This window comes from uncultured Ralstonia sp., from assembly GCA_913056305.1.
In the GTDB taxonomy this organism is placed as follows: domain Bacteria; phylum Pseudomonadota; class Gammaproteobacteria; order Burkholderiales; family Burkholderiaceae; genus Ralstonia.
In genome coordinates, this window is the sequence record CAJXMR010000096.1 from 1 (window position 1) to 16,442 (window position 16,442).

General features: G+C 66.5%; 15 protein-coding genes and 1 pseudogene. 1 reads left to right on the forward strand and 15 read right to left on the reverse strand.

Going from position 1 to position 16,442, the window contains the following annotated elements; translation table 11 throughout:
* Nucleotides 1-146: 146 nt before the first annotated feature.
* From clpB to QZ609_RS15460, 11 genes are all read right to left on the reverse strand, one after another.
* Nucleotides 147-2,741, reverse strand: coding sequence for an ATP-dependent chaperone ClpB (gene clpB, locus QZ609_RS15410; RefSeq protein ID WP_295496508.1), 2,595 nt, complete (start codon nucleotides 2,739-2,741; stop codon nucleotides 147-149).
* Nucleotides 2,742-2,908: 167 nt separating this feature from the next.
* Nucleotides 2,909-5,053: a 3-hydroxybutyrate oligomer hydrolase family protein gene (locus tag QZ609_RS15415; RefSeq protein WP_295496512.1), complete on the reverse strand. Its 2,145-nt coding sequence runs from the start codon at nucleotides 5,051-5,053 to the stop codon at nucleotides 2,909-2,911.
* Between the two features lie 69 nt (nucleotides 5,054-5,122).
* On the reverse strand, nucleotides 5,123-6,031 hold the full coding sequence (locus QZ609_RS15420) for a MaoC/PaaZ C-terminal domain-containing protein (protein WP_295496515.1): 909 nt from the start codon (nucleotides 6,029-6,031) through the stop codon (nucleotides 5,123-5,125).
* 48 nt (nucleotides 6,032-6,079) lie between these two features.
* On the reverse strand, nucleotides 6,080-7,627 hold the full coding sequence (locus QZ609_RS15425; RefSeq protein WP_295496518.1) for a long-chain fatty acid--CoA ligase: 1,548 nt from the start codon (nucleotides 7,625-7,627) through the stop codon (nucleotides 6,080-6,082).
* 42 nt (nucleotides 7,628-7,669) lie between these two features.
* Nucleotides 7,670-8,755, reverse strand: coding sequence for a branched-chain amino acid ABC transporter permease (locus QZ609_RS15430; RefSeq protein ID WP_295496521.1), 1,086 nt, complete (start codon nucleotides 8,753-8,755; stop codon nucleotides 7,670-7,672).
* A 13-nt stretch (nucleotides 8,756-8,768) separates the two neighbouring features.
* Nucleotides 8,769-9,800 carry a branched-chain amino acid ABC transporter permease gene (locus QZ609_RS15435; RefSeq protein ID WP_295496524.1) on the reverse strand — a complete coding sequence of 344 codons (1,032 nt, stop codon included), beginning with the start codon at nucleotides 9,798-9,800 and terminating at the stop codon, nucleotides 8,769-8,771.
* A 44-nt stretch (nucleotides 9,801-9,844) separates the two neighbouring features.
* On the reverse strand, nucleotides 9,845-10,582 hold the full coding sequence (locus tag QZ609_RS15440; RefSeq protein WP_295496527.1) for an ABC transporter ATP-binding protein: 738 nt from the start codon (nucleotides 10,580-10,582) through the stop codon (nucleotides 9,845-9,847).
* Nucleotides 10,575-11,378: an ABC transporter ATP-binding protein gene (locus QZ609_RS15445; RefSeq protein ID WP_295496530.1), complete on the reverse strand. Its 804-nt coding sequence runs from the start codon at nucleotides 11,376-11,378 to the stop codon at nucleotides 10,575-10,577. The genes QZ609_RS15440 and QZ609_RS15445 overlap by 8 nt, the downstream gene beginning before the upstream one ends.
* A 5-nt stretch (nucleotides 11,379-11,383) precedes the next feature.
* The gene (locus QZ609_RS15450) at nucleotides 11,384-12,583 is read right to left on the reverse strand and encodes a substrate-binding domain-containing protein (RefSeq protein WP_295496532.1); all 1,200 of its coding nucleotides are present in this window, start codon (nucleotides 12,581-12,583) and stop codon (nucleotides 11,384-11,386) included.
* Nucleotides 12,584-12,654: 71 nt separating this feature from the next.
* Nucleotides 12,655-13,437 carry an enoyl-CoA hydratase/isomerase family protein gene (locus QZ609_RS15455; RefSeq protein ID WP_295496535.1) on the reverse strand — a complete coding sequence of 261 codons (783 nt, stop codon included), beginning with the start codon at nucleotides 13,435-13,437 and terminating at the stop codon, nucleotides 12,655-12,657.
* Entirely contained in the window at nucleotides 13,434-14,039 is a 606-nt protein-coding gene (locus QZ609_RS15460) for a TetR/AcrR family transcriptional regulator (protein ID WP_295496538.1), read from the reverse strand. The genes QZ609_RS15455 and QZ609_RS15460 overlap by 4 nt, the downstream gene beginning before the upstream one ends.
* 102 nt (nucleotides 14,040-14,141) lie before the next feature.
* Between QZ609_RS15460 and QZ609_RS15465 the strand changes: the two genes are divergently transcribed.
* Complete coding sequence (locus QZ609_RS15465) at nucleotides 14,142-15,074, forward strand: alpha/beta hydrolase (protein WP_295496540.1); 933 nt, start codon at nucleotides 14,142-14,144, stop codon at nucleotides 15,072-15,074.
* On the opposite strand, the gene crcB is transcribed toward QZ609_RS15465, so the two are convergent.
* The 4 genes and pseudogenes from crcB to QZ609_RS15485 all read right to left on the reverse strand — a co-directional run.
* The gene (gene crcB / locus QZ609_RS15470) at nucleotides 15,056-15,436 is read right to left on the reverse strand and encodes a fluoride efflux transporter CrcB (RefSeq protein ID WP_295496542.1); all 381 of its coding nucleotides are present in this window, start codon (nucleotides 15,434-15,436) and stop codon (nucleotides 15,056-15,058) included. The genes QZ609_RS15465 and crcB overlap by 19 nt on opposite strands.
* Nucleotides 15,433-15,942 carry a molybdenum cofactor biosynthesis protein MoaE gene (locus QZ609_RS15475; protein WP_295496545.1) on the reverse strand — a complete coding sequence of 170 codons (510 nt, stop codon included), beginning with the start codon at nucleotides 15,940-15,942 and terminating at the stop codon, nucleotides 15,433-15,435. Before QZ609_RS15475 ends, crcB begins: the two co-directional genes overlap by 4 nt.
* Nucleotides 15,943-15,958: 16 nt before the next feature.
* Nucleotides 15,959-16,216 (reverse strand): molybdopterin converting factor subunit 1, encoded by a 258-nt coding sequence (gene moaD / locus QZ609_RS15480; protein WP_295496548.1) that lies wholly within the window; start codon nucleotides 16,214-16,216, stop codon nucleotides 15,959-15,961.
* Between the two features lie 8 nt (nucleotides 16,217-16,224).
* Nucleotides 16,225-16,442 (reverse strand): annotated as a pseudogene (locus QZ609_RS15485) (molybdopterin molybdenumtransferase MoeA); the annotation flags it as partial.

A 16,442-nucleotide genomic window follows, 5' to 3' on the forward strand; every position in this document is an offset into this window, starting at 1 on the left:
TTCTTTGGCAAGACAAAGAAAGTGAGTCGGCCCCGGCAGGGGGCGAAAGGGAGGTGGACCACCAACACCAAGCCCCGGCAGGAGCAAAAACAAAAAAAAGCCGCCCTGGATAACTCCAGAGCGGCTTTTCAGTTCCAAGCAGCGCTTCAGTGCACTACACGCTCAAACGTGAACTGCCCATCGTGATAATCCACCGGCACCACATCCTTGGGCGAGTACTTCCCCTCCAGGATCATCCGCGCCACCGGATTCTCAATCTGCTGCTGAATCGCACGCTTCAACGGCCGCGCCCCAAACACCGGGTCATAGCCCGCCGAGGCCAGCTTGGCCACCGCGTTGTCGGTGATCTCCAGCGTCAGATCCATATGCGCCAACCGCGCCGCCAGCCGCTTGAGCTGAATCCGCGCAATCGACTCGATGTTGCTCTGATCGAGCGAGTGGAACACCACCACCTCATCGATCCGGTTCAGGAACTCGGGCCGGAAATGCGTCTTCACCTCCTGCCACACCGCGCCCTTGATCACGTCGAACGGTTCGCCTTCACCCGTCATCGACTGGATCAGCTGCGAGCCGAGGTTGGACGTCATCACGATCACCGTGTTCTTGAAGTCCACCGTGCGGCCCTGGCCATCGGTCAGGCGACCATCGTCCAGCACTTGCAGCAGCACGTTGAAGACATCCGGGTGGGCCTTCTCGACTTCATCGAGCAGCACCACGCTATACGGCTTGCGACGCACGGCTTCGGTCAGGTAGCCGCCTTCCTCGTAGCCGACATAGCCCGGGGGCGCGCCGATCAGGCGGCTCACGGAATGCTTCTCCATGAACTCGCTCATGTCGATGCGGATCAGGTGCTCTTCCGAGTCGAACAGGAAGCCGGCCAGCGCCTTGCACAGCTCGGTCTTGCCCACGCCCGTCGGGCCCAGGAACAGGAACGAGCCGTAGGGCTTGTTCTCGTCCGAGATGCCGGCGCGCGAGCGGCGGATGGCGTCCGACACCAGGCGCACGGCCTCGTCCTGGCCGACCACGCGCTGGTGCAGGTGGTCTTCCATCTTGAGCAGCTTCTCGCGCTCGCCGGTCATCATCTTCGCCACGGGGATGCCCGTAGCGCGGCTGACCACCTCGGCGATCTCTTCGGCGCCCACCTGCGTGCGCAGCAGCTTGTTCGGCTGCTTGTGGCCGCTCGCCTCGGCGGCGGTCGCGGCCTTCAGCTTGCCTTCCAGCTCGGGCAGCTTGCCGTATTGCAGCTCGGCCACCTTGTCGAGCTTGCCTTCGCGCTGCAGCTTGGCAATCTCCAGCTTGATCTTGTCGATCTCTTCCTTGAGCGTGGCCGCACCTTGCGCGGCGCCCTTCTCGGCCTTCCAGATCTCTTCCAGGTCGGCGTATTCCTTCTGCAGCCGCTCGATCTCCTGCTCGATCAGCTCCAGGCGCTTTTGCGAGGCTTCGTCGGTTTCCTTCTTGACGGCTTCGCGTTCGATCTTGAGCTGGATCAGGCGGCGGTCGAGCTTGTCCATCGCCTCGGGCTTCGAGTCGATTTCCATCTTGATGCGCGCGCCGGCCTCGTCGATCAGGTCGATGGCCTTGTCCGGCAGGAAGCGGTCGGTGATGTAGCGGTGGCTCAGTTCAGCCGCCGCAACGATCGCCGGGTCGGTGATCTCCACGCCGTGGTGCAGTTCGTACTTCTCCTGCAGGCCACGCAAGATGGCGATGGTCGCCTCCACGCTCGGCTCGTCGACAAGCACCTTCTGGAAGCGGCGCTCCAGCGCGGCATCCTTCTCGATGTACTTGCGGTATTCATCCAGCGTGGTCGCGCCGATGCAGTGCAGCTCGCCGCGCGCCAGCGCCGGCTTGAGCATGTTGCCGGCATCCATCGCGCCCTCGGCCTTGCCCGCGCCCACCATGGTGTGGATCTCGTCGATGAAGAGGATCGTCCGGCCCTCTTCCTTGGCGATGTCGTTGAGCACGGCCTTCAGGCGTTCCTCGAACTCGCCGCGGTACTTGGCGCCGGCCAGCAGGCCCGCCATGTCGAGCACCAGCACACGCTTGTTCTTCAGGCTTTCGGGCACCTCTTCATTGACGATGCGCTGCGCCAGCCCCTCGACGATGGCGGTCTTGCCCACGCCCGGCTCGCCGATCAGCACCGGGTTGTTCTTGGTGCGGCGTTGCAGGATCTGGATGGCGCGGCGGATTTCGTCATCGCGGCCGATGACGGGGTCGAGCTTGCCGATGCGGGCCATCTCGGTCAGGTCGATGGTGTACTTCTTGAGCGCCTCGCGCTGGCTCTCGGCCTCGGCGCTGCCGATGGTCTGGCCGCCGCGCACGGCGTCGATGGCGGCTTCCAGTGCCTTGCGTGCCAGGCCATGCTCGCGTGCGATGCGGCCGGCCTCGCCCTTGTCGTCGGCCACGGCCAGCAGGAACAGCTCGCTGGCGATGAACTGGTCGCCGCGCTTGATGCCTTCTTTCTCGGTCTGTTGCAGCAGGCTGCCCAGGTCACGACCCACTTGCACCTGTTCGCCACCCTGCACTTGCGGCAGGCGCTTGATGGCGTTGTCGAGCGCGACTTCGAGCCCCTTGGCATTGACGCCGGCGCGCGACAGCAGGTTCTTGGTGGCCCCATCCGGCTGGCGCAGCATGGCCAGCAGCAGGTGGACCGGTTCGATATACGGATTGTCGTTGCCCAACGCCAGGCTCTGCGCGTCGGCCAGCGCTTCCTGGAAGCGGGTGGTCAGTTTGTCCAAACGCATTAAAAACCCCTTGCGGAAAATGTTTCACTGTTCCGAAAGATAGGGTGCGTCGGTGGCATTTCAAGCATGAAAACTCCGGTTTTCATGCAGATTTGTGCAAAGTCAAGCAGCCCAAGCGGCGGCGCGCCTTCCGACGTGCCGCCGCCCGATGTGCTGCAGCCTGCCCGTCAGTTCGGCACCGAGACCGTCGCCACGCCTGCTGTCACGTTGACCGAGATGCGGTCGGCCGCCGCCGGCGTCATGGTGAAGTTCGGCACGTTGGCCGACGTGATGGGCGGCGCCGAGCCCGCCGTGCCGCCACGTGCCGTGGTGCGCACCACCTGCGACGGCGGCAGCGGCGTGCCGTTCTTCAGGTTGGCGTACACCGCATCCAGCGCACGTTGCTCATACACCACCAGCGGCACGAACAACGTGTCGTAGCCGGGCACCAGGTCGATGAAGCCGTCGAAATGCTGCGCGTTCATCACTTCGATATACGAGAGCTTGCTGCTGGCGTCGGCCTGGGCATTCAGCCCCAGGTACGGTCGCGACCCGTGGTTGACCGGCAGCAAGGCATCGCTGCGGCCTTGCACGATCAGCGCCGGCTTGCCCCGCAGGTTGCCGGTGCGCAGCGTCTGCGACAGGCCGAGTTGTAGCGCCTGCGACGTGGCGTCGCCGCCGGTCAGCAGGTTGCGCAGGCAGATCGCACCGTCCAGGTTGGCCGCCTGCGTGCTGGACGAATCGACCGACTGCTTGCTCTGCGTGGCCCCGCCCTGCGCGAGGTTGTTGATCAGCTGCACGCCGGTCGTCGGCGGGATGCCATTGCCGGTGGCGGCCAGTTGCGCCAGCGCCGTGGCATTCACCGTGGTCGGGTGGAAGGATGCATCGACTGCGGCAAAGCTGAAGTTGCACAGGTTGTCGAGCACGCTGGAACGCGCCAGCGCGTTGCCGAAGGTGGTGGCCACCGACGGATCAATCTCGAAGTACGCCATGGAGGCGTGCACGAGGTCGGATTCGGGCTCCCAGCCGAAGGTGTGCAGCTTCTGCAGGGCTTCATCCGCCTGCGCGGCCGTGGTGCCGGACGACAGCAAACCGTTGGCATGCAGCGCGGCGCAGCGGTTGGCCTGCACGCTGGTCGGCCAGCCGATATTGGCGGCAAAGAATGACTGCGCCGGCGCGGCGGATACGCTGGCCGACAGCGCCGCGCACAGGCGGAACTCGTTGGCGTAGCTCACGTAATCGAACAGCGGCTTGCCGCTCACCGGCAGCGCCACGCCGCCGCGCTGCACCTGCACGTTGGCCGAGGCCGGCAGGTTCAGCCCGGGCTCGCCCACGGCCACACCGCCGATCAGGTTGTTGGTGTCCTGCTCCGCCGCCGCAAGGGCCGCGCCGCCGCCGTTCGACACGCTGGAGGCGATCACGATGGTGTTGTTCGGCCGCACCGTCAGTTGGCTGCCGGTCGTGGGCACGCCCAGCTTGTCGTTGATGGCCCAGAACGCGAACTGCACGGCCTGCAGCGTGAACAGGCCCCAGTCCTTCTCGGGGTTGCGCTGCGAGTGCGCGTGCTTGAAGGCCAGCCGGTTCGGCGTGGTCGCATTGAATGTGGCGAGCTGGCTGCTGGTGAGCGGCGCGGCAAACTGCGCCTTGCTGCCGGCCGCCGCGCGCGTGGTGCGCGTGCCGTCCTGCAGCGGCACCGTATCGGTCGCCAAGTCATGCGGACCGGCGCCCGTGCCCTTGTCGGTATAGGCGACCGCGCACTTGCGCTTGAGCCCCCATTCGCCGGTCGAGATGGCGCCGTAGATGCCGCGCGAGCCCGACGACGTGGCCGTGATGATGCACGGGTTGGCCGGGTCGAAGGCGTCCGGGATCTGGATCAGCAACACCACGTTCTGCTGGCCGGAGCCATCGTCGGAATACGCGACGTATTCCACGCCGGGGACCATGCCGCTGCCGGCGGTGACGTTGCCGTTGGCATCGACGTTCGGGCCGTAGAGCGTGCCGTAACCGCCGTTGGCTTTGGTGTCGACCAGCGCGCGGTAGTTGTTGTAGATGGCGAGGCGGCGCAGTTCGGCGGCGGTCGGCGCGGTCGGGCTGGCGACCGTCGGCGCGGTGGCCGAAGCCAGCCCGGAAGCGCCCAGGCCGGCCGTCAGCAGGTCATCGCTCACGCCATCGAAATGCGTGACCGTGACGGTGCCGACGAACGACGGCTTGACGTTGACCGGCGTGTTGCTGCTTTCGTTGCCGCCGCCACAACTGACCAGGCCGATGACACCGGACGCTGCAATTGCCGCCAACAGCGCAACGCGCAGGCGTTTTCCTTGTGTTGCTTTCATATCGTCTCCCTGTGTTCTTGATGTTCTGTCCGACGAATCCAACTGCAACGAGACTGCCAAACCCAATCGCTACGCCGCCGCCTCCGCGCGCTTGTCTTCCAGGTTGCGCACCAGCACCAGCGCTTCGCCGTGCAGCACGAGCCGACCATCGGCGCCGCGTACCTCGGTGGCGAGGTTGACCAGCGCCTTGTCGGCACGCAGCCGCACGATGCGCACCAACGCCGTGAGCGGCTCGTCCACCAGTGCCGCCGAGCACAGCCGCAGCGACTGCTTCATCCAGCCCGTTCCCCGCCCAGGCAAGCGCGTGCCCAACAAGTCGGAGAACATGCCCGCCAGCAGCGGCAGCGGCACCAGCGCGCCATCGAAACCACGAGAACGCGCGAACACAGCGTCGGTATAGAACAGGTTGCGATCCCCCGCCAGCGCGGCGTATTCGTCGATGTCGGCGGTCGTGAAGGCGCGTGTCGCCTGGGCTGTCTGGCCGACGCGCAGGTGGTAGAGCGCAGCGTCGCCGGCCGGTTGTGCGGCCTCGCCAATCGGTGCGGAAGCTGCCTGGGCGGCGAGCGCGATGGCGTCGGCGTCGAGCAGCAACTGCGCCTGCCCGTGGGCGGTCACCTGGGCCTCGGGGTCGGCCAGCGTGTCGCCGCCGCGCTGCAGGCAACGGATTTCGGTCTCCAGTGCGATCTGCAGCGGCCCCGGTGACGTCCGCAGCGCCAGCACCGCCGCCACGCCATCGGCCACGAACGTGGGGCGCGGGAACATCAACGTTTGCGCGATGGGCAGCGCCGGCAACGGCAAGCTGCGCGTCATCTGCGCGGACAGCAGCGAGAACAGGAACATGCCGTGCGCCACTGTCGCGCCAAAGTGCGTGGTCTTGGCGAAGGCGGCGTCGCAGTGGATGGGATTGTCATCGCGGGAGAGCGCGGCAAAGCGGTTGAAATCCGCCTGGGTGAGCACGCGCTGGGTAGGCGTCTGCATGGATGCAATCTCGAGATGCGTTGAAGGAGGCGCGGTACGCGCGCCGGCTCAGTGCGCGGCAAACTGCGCGCGCAGCTTGTGCTTTTCCACCTTGCCGGACGGCGTGCGCGGCAGCACGTCGATAAAGCGCACGTGGCGCGGCACCTTGTAGCCGGCCAGCTTGGCCTTGCAATGGGCGATGACCGCATCGGCGTCGAGTGCCGCACCGGCGCGCACCACCACCATCGCCACGCCGACCTCGCCCCAGCGCGCATCGGTCGTGCCGATGACGGCTGCCTCGGCCACTTCGGGCAATTGGAACAGCACGTTCTCGACCTCGGCGGGGTACACGTTCTCGCCGCCGGAGATGAACATGTCCTTGGCGCGGTCGACGATGTAGTAGTCGCCGTCGTCGTCCACGTAGGCGATGTCGCCGGAGTGCAGCCAGCCATCCTGGATGGCGGCGGTGGTGGCCTCGGGCAGGTTCCAGTAGCCGGGGGTCACGCCGGGGCCTTTGATGAGCAGCTCGCCGCGCTCGCCGGGAGCGACGTCCGCGCCCAGCGCATCGACCACGCGCGTGAGCATCGAGCCGACCGGTTTGCCGATGGTGCCGATCTTGCGGCACGCCGTGGCCTCGTCGCAAACGAACACGGTGGGGCCGGTCTCCGTCATGCCGAAGCCGAAGCAGATCGTCACGCCCTTGTCCAGGTAGGCCTGCAGCAGCGGCTGCGGCACCGGCGAGCCGCCGGCCGACATGTTGCGGATGGCGGAGAAATCCGCCTGGGCAAATTCAGGATGCTGGCTCAGGAACAGGTACACCGCCGGCACCGCGAAGAACATCGTGATGCCCTCGCCCGAGCGGCGGTCGAGCTTATCGAGCGTCACCTGCGCGTCGAACTGGCGCAGGATGTGCACCGTGCCGCCCGCATGCAGCACGGGGTTGGCGTACAGGTTCAACCCGCCGGTGTGGAAGAACGGCAGCACGCTCAGGAACACGTCGTCGCGCGTGATCTTGTTGGCGAGCATGGCGTTGACGGCGTTGAAGAACACCATGCCGTAGGTCTGGATGACACCCTTGGGGCGGCCGGTGGTGCCGGAGGTGTAGAGCAGGTGCCAGACGGCGTGCTCGTCGCGGCACGGCGTCTCGATGATGGTGCCGGAGGCGGAGGCCAATGCGGCTTCGAATTCGAGCCAGCCAACGGGGGCATCGACCGCCTTGCCGCCTGCGAGGTAGAGCACGGCACGCAGCGGCCGTGCGCGGTTCAGCTCCGCCGCCACGTCGAGGAAGCCATCGCCTGCGACCAGCACATCGGGCGCGCAGTCCTGCAGGATCGGCAGCAGCTCCGTCACCGGCAGGCGCCAGTTCAGGCAGACCATCACCAAGCCTGCTTTGGCGCAGCCGTACAGCATCTCGAAGTACGCCGCGCTGTTGTGCGCCAGCACGGCCACGCGCGCGCCGGGCGCCAGCTTCAGTTGCTGCGTCAGCACTTCGGCAAAGCGGCTGGCGCGTTCATCGAACTGCCGGTAGGTGACGCGGCGGCCGGAGTCGACATCGACCAAGGCCACCTTGTCGGGCGTGTGCTGGGCGTTCTTGTGCAGCCAATCGACGACGTACATATCGGAGACCTCGGTCAGGATGCGTCGACTACTAGATGGAATTTACGAAGCGATCTCGTGCGTGTCGTGGCTGCCCCGGTGACCACGGAGGCGACCCACCACGCCCTGCGGGAAGTAGTAGACGCTCAGGATGAACAGCAGGCCGAGCCACAGCAGCCAGCGATCCGGGTGCAGCAGGTTCGACAGCAGCGGCACAGCAGCAGTCGCATCGCTGGCGAGCTTCATCACGTCCTGCAGGTAGGTCTGTGCCAGCAGGAACAGCGTGGTACCGATGACCGAGCCATACACCGTGCCCATGCCGCCGATCACGACGATCAGCAGGATGTCGACCATGATCTCGAACGACAGCGACGTGTCCGGCCCGTTGTAGCGCAGCCAGAGCGCCATCAGCACGCCCGCCAGCGTGGCGAACACGGCGGACAACACCGTCGATACCGTGCGATAGACCACGGTGCGGTAGCCGATGGCCTCGGCGCGGAAATCGTTCTCGCGGATGGCCTGCAGCACGCGCCCGAACGGCGAGTTGACCAGCCGCAGCAGCATCAGGAACAGCACCACCGCGCACACCAGCACGAAGTAATACGACAGCAGCTTGCCGTTGAGCGGCACGCCAAACCACTCGGCATCGCCCACCGAGAAACCGGGTGTCAGCAGTTCGGGCACCTTGAAGGTCAGGCCGTCCTCACCTCCGGTCCAATCGGAGAGCTGCGAGACCAGCGTGGCAAAGGCGCTGGCTACCGCCAGCGTGATCATGGCGAAGAAGATCGCCCGCACCCGCAGCGAGAACAGCCCGATCACGAAGGCCAGCACCGCCGACACCGCCACGGCGCCCAGCGTGCCGACCAGCAGCGCGCCCCACCCCGGCTCCAGGTTCGACATGGCGATCGCCACGCCGTAGCCGCCGATGCCGAAGAACATCGTGTGCGCGAACGACACGACGCCGGTGTAACCGAGCAACAGGTCGTAGCTCGCCACCAGCACGACGAAGATGCAGATCTTGGCCGCCATGTTCAGCGCGCGCGCGCCCGGAAACAGGAACGGCGCGCACAGCAGCGCGAGCAGGATGAGGACCAGCAGCACAGTCAGCGTGCGGCTGCGGGGCAGATCGCCAGAGAGCATGTTGATCATGGTGGTGCCCTCCTCAGCGCTTGGCCACCGGATACAAACCCTGCGGCCGCCACAGCAGGATCAGCATCATCAGCAGGATGTTCGAGAACAGCGCCACCTTGGGGAACAGGAAGCCCGTGTAGTTGGCCATCAGCCCCACCAGCACCGCGCCGATGAAGCACCCGGTGGTCGACCCCAGCCCGCCGATGATGATGACGATGAAGATCAGCACATTGACCTGCGCGCCGATCGCCGCCGTGATGTTCTGCTGGTACAGCCCCCACAGCACGCCACCCAGCCCCGCCAGCGCCGCGCCCACCACGAACACGCCGATGAACAGCCGGCGGATTCGGTAGCCGAGCGACTCGACCATCTCGCGGTTCTCCACCCCGGCGCGAATCAGCAGGCCGATGCGCGTGCGGTTGAGCACCAGCAGCATCGCCACGAAGATCAGCAGGCCCAGCACCACCGCGATGAGGCGGTATTTCTCGATGGCGGCATCGCCCAGCAGCACGGCACCCCGGAAGGTGGCGGGCACCTGCAGCGCGATCGTCTCCGGGCCCCAGATGGCCTTGATCAGCTGCTCGGCGACGATCATGCCGCCCATGGTGATGAGGATCTGCTTGAGATGCTGGCCGTACACGGGGCGCACCACCACGCGCTCGAAGAACAGGCCGACGGCGCCGGCTGCGACCATGGCCGCTGCAATGGCGAGCGCGAACACGCCCAGGTTGAGCGCGAGGCTATCGGCCTCCACCCACCCTTGCATCGGCAGCAGCACCGAGGCCGCCACGTACGCGCCCAACGCGATGAAGGCGCCGTGCCCGAAGTTCAGCACATCCATCAGGCCAAACACGAGCGTCAAACCCGACGACACCACGAAGATGATCATGCCCATCGCCAGCCCGGCGATGGTGAGCGTGAGCCAGGTCGAGGTGCTGCCCACCAGCGGCAGCGCCACCAGCATCAGCAGCGGGGCCAGCGCCAGCGGCGTCCAGTCGAGGCGGACCTTGGGCAGGTTTGCGGGTGCCGCAGGCGCAGCCGGCACGCTGGTGGAAGTGGTCATCTGGGGTGGCTCCGTGGAGCGCTGCGATTGCATGGCGCCGCCGTTCATTGGTGCGCCGCCAGCGAGAGGCCCAGCAGCCGCTGCTGCAGCGCTTCGTCTTCGGCCAACGCGGCCATGCGGCCGGCATGCACGGTTTTGCCGTCATCCATCACGGCCACCGTGTCGCCCACCGACTTGGCCATGTGGAAGTTCTGCTCCACCAGCAGGATGGAGACCTCGGTCTGCTTCAGCTCCCGGAACACCGCGATCATGTTCTGGATGATGGCCGGCGCCAGCCCCTTGGTCGGCTCGTCGACGATCAGCAGCTTACGCGGCTCGATCATCGCGCGAGCCACCGACAGCATCTGCTTCTGCCCGCCCGAGAGCACGCCCGCGCGCTGGTGCCAGAAGATCTTGAGCGCGGGGAACATGCGGAACACCCAGTCCAGGCGCTGCTCATCGATGGGGCCGCCGCGCGCGGCCAGCCGCATGTTCTCTGCGACGGTCAGGTCGGAGAACACGCCCATGTTCTCGGGCACGTAAGCAATGCCGCGCTGGGCGATGGCCGGCGTGTGCCGCTTCGTGATGTCTGCGCCGTCGAACTCCACCCGCCCCGCGCTGGCCTGCCACAGGCCCATGATGGTGCGCAGCGTGGTGGTCTTGCCCGCGCCGTTGCGCCCGAGCAGCATCGTCACGCCGCCGCGCGGCACCTCGAAGCTCACGCCGTGCAGGATGTGGTACGGCCCGATATGGGTCTGGACGTCCCGCAAGCGCAGGATCGGTCTGCTTGCAGTTTCAGCCATGCGCCACCTCCGCAACCGGTTCCACCGTGCCCAGATAGGCCTGCTGCACGATGGGAGAGGCTATGACCTCGGCCGGGTCGCCATCGGCCATCAGCGTGCCGTTGTGCAGCACGATGATGCGGTCGGCCAGCGAGCGCACCACGTCCATCTTGTGCTCGACCAGCAGCACGGTCTTGCTCTTGTCCTGCTTGATCTCGTGGATCAGGTCGAGGATCACGGGCACCTCGTCCACGCTCATCCCCGCAGTCGGTTCGTCGAACATGAAGATGCGCGGTTGCAGCGCGAGCAGGATGGCGACCTCCAGCTTGCGCTGGTCGCCGTGGGACAGCGAGGCCACCGGCACGTTGCGCTTGTCGGCCAGGGCCACGCGTGCCAGGCACACCATCGCCTCTTCACGGATGGCGCGGTGGCTGCTCCACACCGAGAACAGGTCCAGCCCGCGATGCGCCCTCGCCTGCACCGCCAGCCGCACGTTCTCCAGCACCGGCAGGTTCGGGAACAGGCTGGTGAGCTGGAACGCGCGGCCGATGCCACGGCGCGTCTTGGCCGAAACGGCCAAGCGCGTCACGTCCTCGCCGTTCAGCAGGATCTGCCCGGCGATGGGCGGCAACTGGCCGGAGATCAGGTTGAAGTACGTGGTCTTGCCCGCGCCGTTGGGGCCGACGATGCAGGTCAGCTCCCCGGGGCGGAACGCGCACGACACCGAGTTGACGGCCACGTGGCCGCCAAAGCGGATGGTCAGCCCGCGCGTCTCCAGCGCGGGCGTGCCCTGGGCGGTGTTTGAGGTGGCGCTCACGGCCATCAGCGGTGATTGCGGATCGGCACGTTCATCTCTTCGGGCTTGATCTCGCGGACCAGCTCCGGCACGCCCCACGCAAACGCCGGGTCCACCTTGATCTTGAAGTGGTACATCGACTGCATGGCCTGGTGGTCTTCCTTGCGGAAGGTCATCTTGCCCTTGGGCGTGTCGAACGACAGGCCTTCCATGCTCGAGATCAGCTTCTCGGTGCCGGTATCGCCGCCGGTCTTCTTGAGCGCCTCCACCAGCGCGATGCCGGCCGCCATGCCGCCCGCCGTGAAGAAGTCAGGCGGTGTCTTGAACTTGTTGTAGTGCGTCGAGACCAGCCACTCGTTGACCTTGTTCTTGGGGATACCGAAGTAGTAGTACGTCGCCCCTTCCATGCCCGGCAGGTTCTTGTACGCCGACATGGCCGGCAGGATGTTGCCGCCGCTGGCGATCTCGATGCCGTAGCGCTTCGGGTCCAGATCGGCGATCTTGAACGGGTTGCCCGCGCCGGCCCAGATGATGAAGATGATCTTGCGGCCCGGCTTGTCCTTGAGCGAATCGAACAGCCGCTGCGCGCCGGCGGTGAAGTCGGTGGTGCTGGTCGGCAGATACTCCTCATGCACGACCTTGGCGTTCTTGAGCGCGCCTTTGAACGCCTTCACACCGTCGCGGCCGAAGGCGTAGTCCTGCGCCAGCGTGGCGATCTGCACGCCGGGCTTGTCCAACGCCACCGCATTGGCGATCGCATCCTGCGACGAGTTGCGGCCGGTGCGGAAGATGTAGCGGTTCCACTTGTCACCGGTGATGGAGTCGGCCACGGCAGGCTCCACCAGCAGGATCTTCTTGTACTCCTCCGCCACCGGCAGCATGGCCAGCGCGGTGCCGGACGACGTCGGGCCGACCGCGATGTCGGCGTGGTCGTCGCTGTACGCGGCGGCCAGCTGGGCCTTGGCCACGTCGGGCTTGCCCTGGGTGTCCTTCTCGATCACCACCAGCTTGTTGCCGCCCACCGTCATGGTGCCGCCGGTGGCGTAGTCCAGGCCCATCATCAGGCCGGTCTGCGTCTGCTTGGCGTAGGCCTCCAGCGCGCCGGTCTTGTCGTAGACGTGGGCAATCTTGATGTCCTTGGCCAGCGCGCTGCTGGTCAGCCCACTAGCGGCCAGCAGGCTGGCGGCCAGGGCTACGACACTGAGGGCCGTGCGGTTGCGTTGCATCGTTGTCTCCTTGGGTGGTTCGGTTCCACTGCTTTTTTATGGGATGGAAACCTGCTCGGGGCGCTGCGTCTCTATGGCCGCTTGCCCTTGTCCAGAAACCTGCGCATGCCGGCGGCGGCTTCCGGCGTCTGGACTTGTGCGACGAAGGCGAGGCGCTCGCGCTCCAGGCCGGCTGCCAGCGCCTGCTGATCCCAGCGCAGCAAAGCGCGCGTGTGCGCCACGCTGCCGGGCGCCTTGTCCTGCAGGCCTGCCGCCAGTGCCAGGGCGGTACGCTCGGCGTGTCCTGATTCCACCACGCGGGCTGCCAGGCCAAGCGCGCCGGCCTCGTCGGCCGTCAGCGTCGTGTTGTTCAGTTGCCAGGCCCGGGCGCGCGCCATACCGACCAGTTGTGGCAGCATGGCCGTCCAGCCGCCGTCAGGGCTGAAGCCGACCACGGTGTAGTACGGCGCGATGCGCACGTCGCGGCTCAGCACCGCCATGTCGCACGCCAGCATCAGGCCCAGCGAGCCGCCGGTCAGCCAGCCCTCCACCGCCGCGATCACCGGACAGCGCAGCGCGCTCAGGCGCAGGATGGTTTGGTTCAGCAGGTCCAGCAGGCGATCGGCGTAAGCAGGCAACGCATCGCCCTGGGAGGCCAGCGCCTCGACATCGCCGCCGGTGGAAAAATGGCGGCCCGCATGCGTGAGGACGACCGCATGGACTTGCGCATCGGCCTCTGCCTTGTCGAGCGCGGCCAGCAAGCCTTCGAGCAGTTCCGGCACCAGGCTGTTATGCCGTGCCGGCCGGTTCAGCCGCACGACGGCCGTGCGACCGACGCGCTCGAACAGGACCAGCTCGCTGGCCGGCGTGCTCACCGCGCCTCCAGCCCGTGGGTGATCAGGCTATGCGCGGCCTCGACCACCTTGTCCATCGATTCCGGCTTCTGCCACAGCGCGTAGCGCATGCCGAGGAAGTTGCTGATGCCGATCAGGCACCATGCGCGCACCTCGGCATCGCCCGGCGCGATCTCGCCCTGCTCTTCGGCGTCGCCAAGCCGGCGGGTGTACAGGTCGGCAAAGACCTGGAAGTAGCTGCGGTAGATGCTTTCGTCCACCGAGTACGAATCGAGCACGATGCGGTACAGGTTCTTGTGGCGCGAGACGAACGACAGGAACGCCTTCAGACCGAGCCGCTCGGCCTCGATCTGCGAGGTGGCCGCCGCAACGTGCTTGCGCAAGTGCGTGCGCACCAGCTCCAGCATGTGCGCCACCAGCGCGCGGAAGATGTCTTCCTTGTCCTTGAAGTACAGGTAGAAGGTGCCCATGGCGACCTCGGCTTCCTGCGTGATCTCGGAGATCGACGCGGTGTAGTAGCCCTTCTCGCCAAACACCTTTTCAGCGGCGCGCAGCAATGACTCGCGCGTCTTCTGGCCACGTGCGGTCTTGGGTTGGGAAACGTCGGAATCGGCTTGAGACATCCACACCTCGCTACGCCGGCTGGCCCGGATTGGGCTTGCCGCAAAAACATGATAAGTGATTCATGTTTCATGATATAAAGCCCGAAATCGGGATGTCAATAGATGGCTTTCCCGGACCTGACGGTCATGCCGAGCCCCTCATTGCCAAGGAACCTGTCGGTGGAAGTTTCGTCTTCGTCGCCCACGTGTGGTGCGCCGCCTGCCTTCGTGGAGTCCGCCGCGCGCGCTGGGCTGCCTGGCTGGCGCGAAGCCGGCAGCGGGCGGCCGCTGTTGCTGCTGCACGGGTGGTCGGTCTCGGGCGAGGCGTTTGATGGCCAGCGGGCGCTGGCGTTACACGGTTACCGCGTGATTGCGCCGGATCACGCCGGGCATGGCTTGTCGGCGGCGTTGCGCCCATCCGGCGCGACCATTGCCAGACTGGCCGCCGACTTGGCCGCGCTGATGCACCACCTGGCGCTCGACGACGCGGTGGTGGTGGGCTGGTCGATGGGGGCGATGGTGGCGTGGGAGTTGATGCGCAGCCACGCCGATCTGCCGATCGCCATGATCGGCAGCATCGACATGACGCCGCGCCTGGTCACCAGCGCGGACTGGCCGCATGGACTGCATGGCCGCTACGACACAGCGCAAGCCGCGCAGATGGCGGAGCACATTCGGCAGGATTGGGAAAGCTTGATGGCGCCGGTCGCGGCCGGCCTATGGGCCGCAGGTACGCGAGCCGACGCAGCGCGCACGCGCGACGTGATGCGCATGATGCGCCAGTGCACACCGGGCACGCTGGCCGCACTGTGGGAAGACATGGCCCGGCAGGATTTCCGCGTGCTGCTGCAGGCGGCGCGCTGGCCGCTGTTCCATCTCTACGGAGAACACAGCCGCCTTTATGCGCCAGCCGTTGGCCGCGCAACGCTAGCACTGCATCCGGCGGCGCGCTTCGCCACCATCCCCGGCACCGGGCATGCGCCGCATCTCGAGCGGCCGGATGCGACGAATGCAGCGTTGCTGCAGATGCTGCGCGCTCAGGAGAGCACGCGGTAGCTCCACAGTCCGACCATCGTCAGGAACAGCGAGCCCCCCAGGTGCGCCACGATGTGCAGCACACCGATCACGTAGTCACCGGCCAGGATGTTGGCGATGACCTCGCTGGAAAACGTGGAGAACGTCGTCAGCCCGCCCAGGAAGCCGGTCACGGCCAGCAGGCGCCATTCCGGCGGCAGGCTCGTGTGCGTGTCGAAGAAGCCGACCGCCACGCCAATCAGGTAGCCGCCGAGCAGGTTGGCCGCCAGCGTGCCGTAGGGCAGCGCCGGATAGATGGCATTCCACAGCACCGCGAAAAACCAGCGCAGCCATGCCCCCAGTGCGGCCCCCACGCCCACTGCCAGAAAGCCCATTCCGCTCATGCGGCCGAGTCCTTGTTCTTGGTATTTTGGTCGGCTGTCGCCGCGTTGTCGGTGACGATGCCCCAGCGCGCCAGCGCCTTGTCATCGGTCACGCGCGCATCGACCCAGCGCGCGCCCTCGGGCGTCTGTTCCTTCTTCCAGAACGGCGCCTCGCTCTTGAGGTAGTCCATGATGAATTCGCACGCGGCAAAGGACTCGCCGCGATGCTTGGAGGCCACCGCCACCAGCACGATCTGGTCTTCCGGCTTGAGCTTGCCGACACGGTGGATGACCAGCGCATCGATCAGCTCCCAGCGCTGCATGGCGGCGCTGACGATGTTGGCGAGCGCCTTCTCGGTCATGCCGGGATAGTGCTCCAGCTCCATCTCCGACACACCGGCGCCGTCGTTGATATCGCGCACGGTGCCGATGAAGCTGGCCACCGCGCCGATGTTCGGGCGGCCGGCGCGCAGCGCGGCGATCTCGGCGCCGAGGTCGAAGTCGGCTTCCTGGACGCGGACAGGCATGGTCGCTCCCCCTGGTTCAGCCGCCGGTCACGGGCGGGAAAAACGCGACCTCGCAGCCGTCGTGAATCGAGGTATCAGCGGGCACGATCTGGTGGTCCACCGCCATGCGCAGGGCGCGGCCTTCGGCCAAAACCTCAGCCCACACCGGGCCGCGCGCCATCAACCAATGGCGCACATCACCCGCTGTGCGCACGGACTCCGGCACGGTGGTCACCTCCTGCGAGGTCCCCAGTTGTTCACGCACGCTGGCGAAGAAGCGCAATTCAATCTGCATGGTCATCCTCACACCAGGCCGGCAAACGGCAGGAAGCTCACCATATCGCCCAGGGCGATCGGCTGGTTGGGCGGGTTGTCGATCAGGCCGTCGCCCCACACGGTGGAGGTCAGCACGCCCGAGCTTTGGTTCGGGAACAGGTCCAGCCCGCCATTGGCGTTGATGCGCGCGCGCAGGAACTCGTTGCGGCGATCGCCCTTGGGCAGCGCAAAGTCGGCGCGCATCG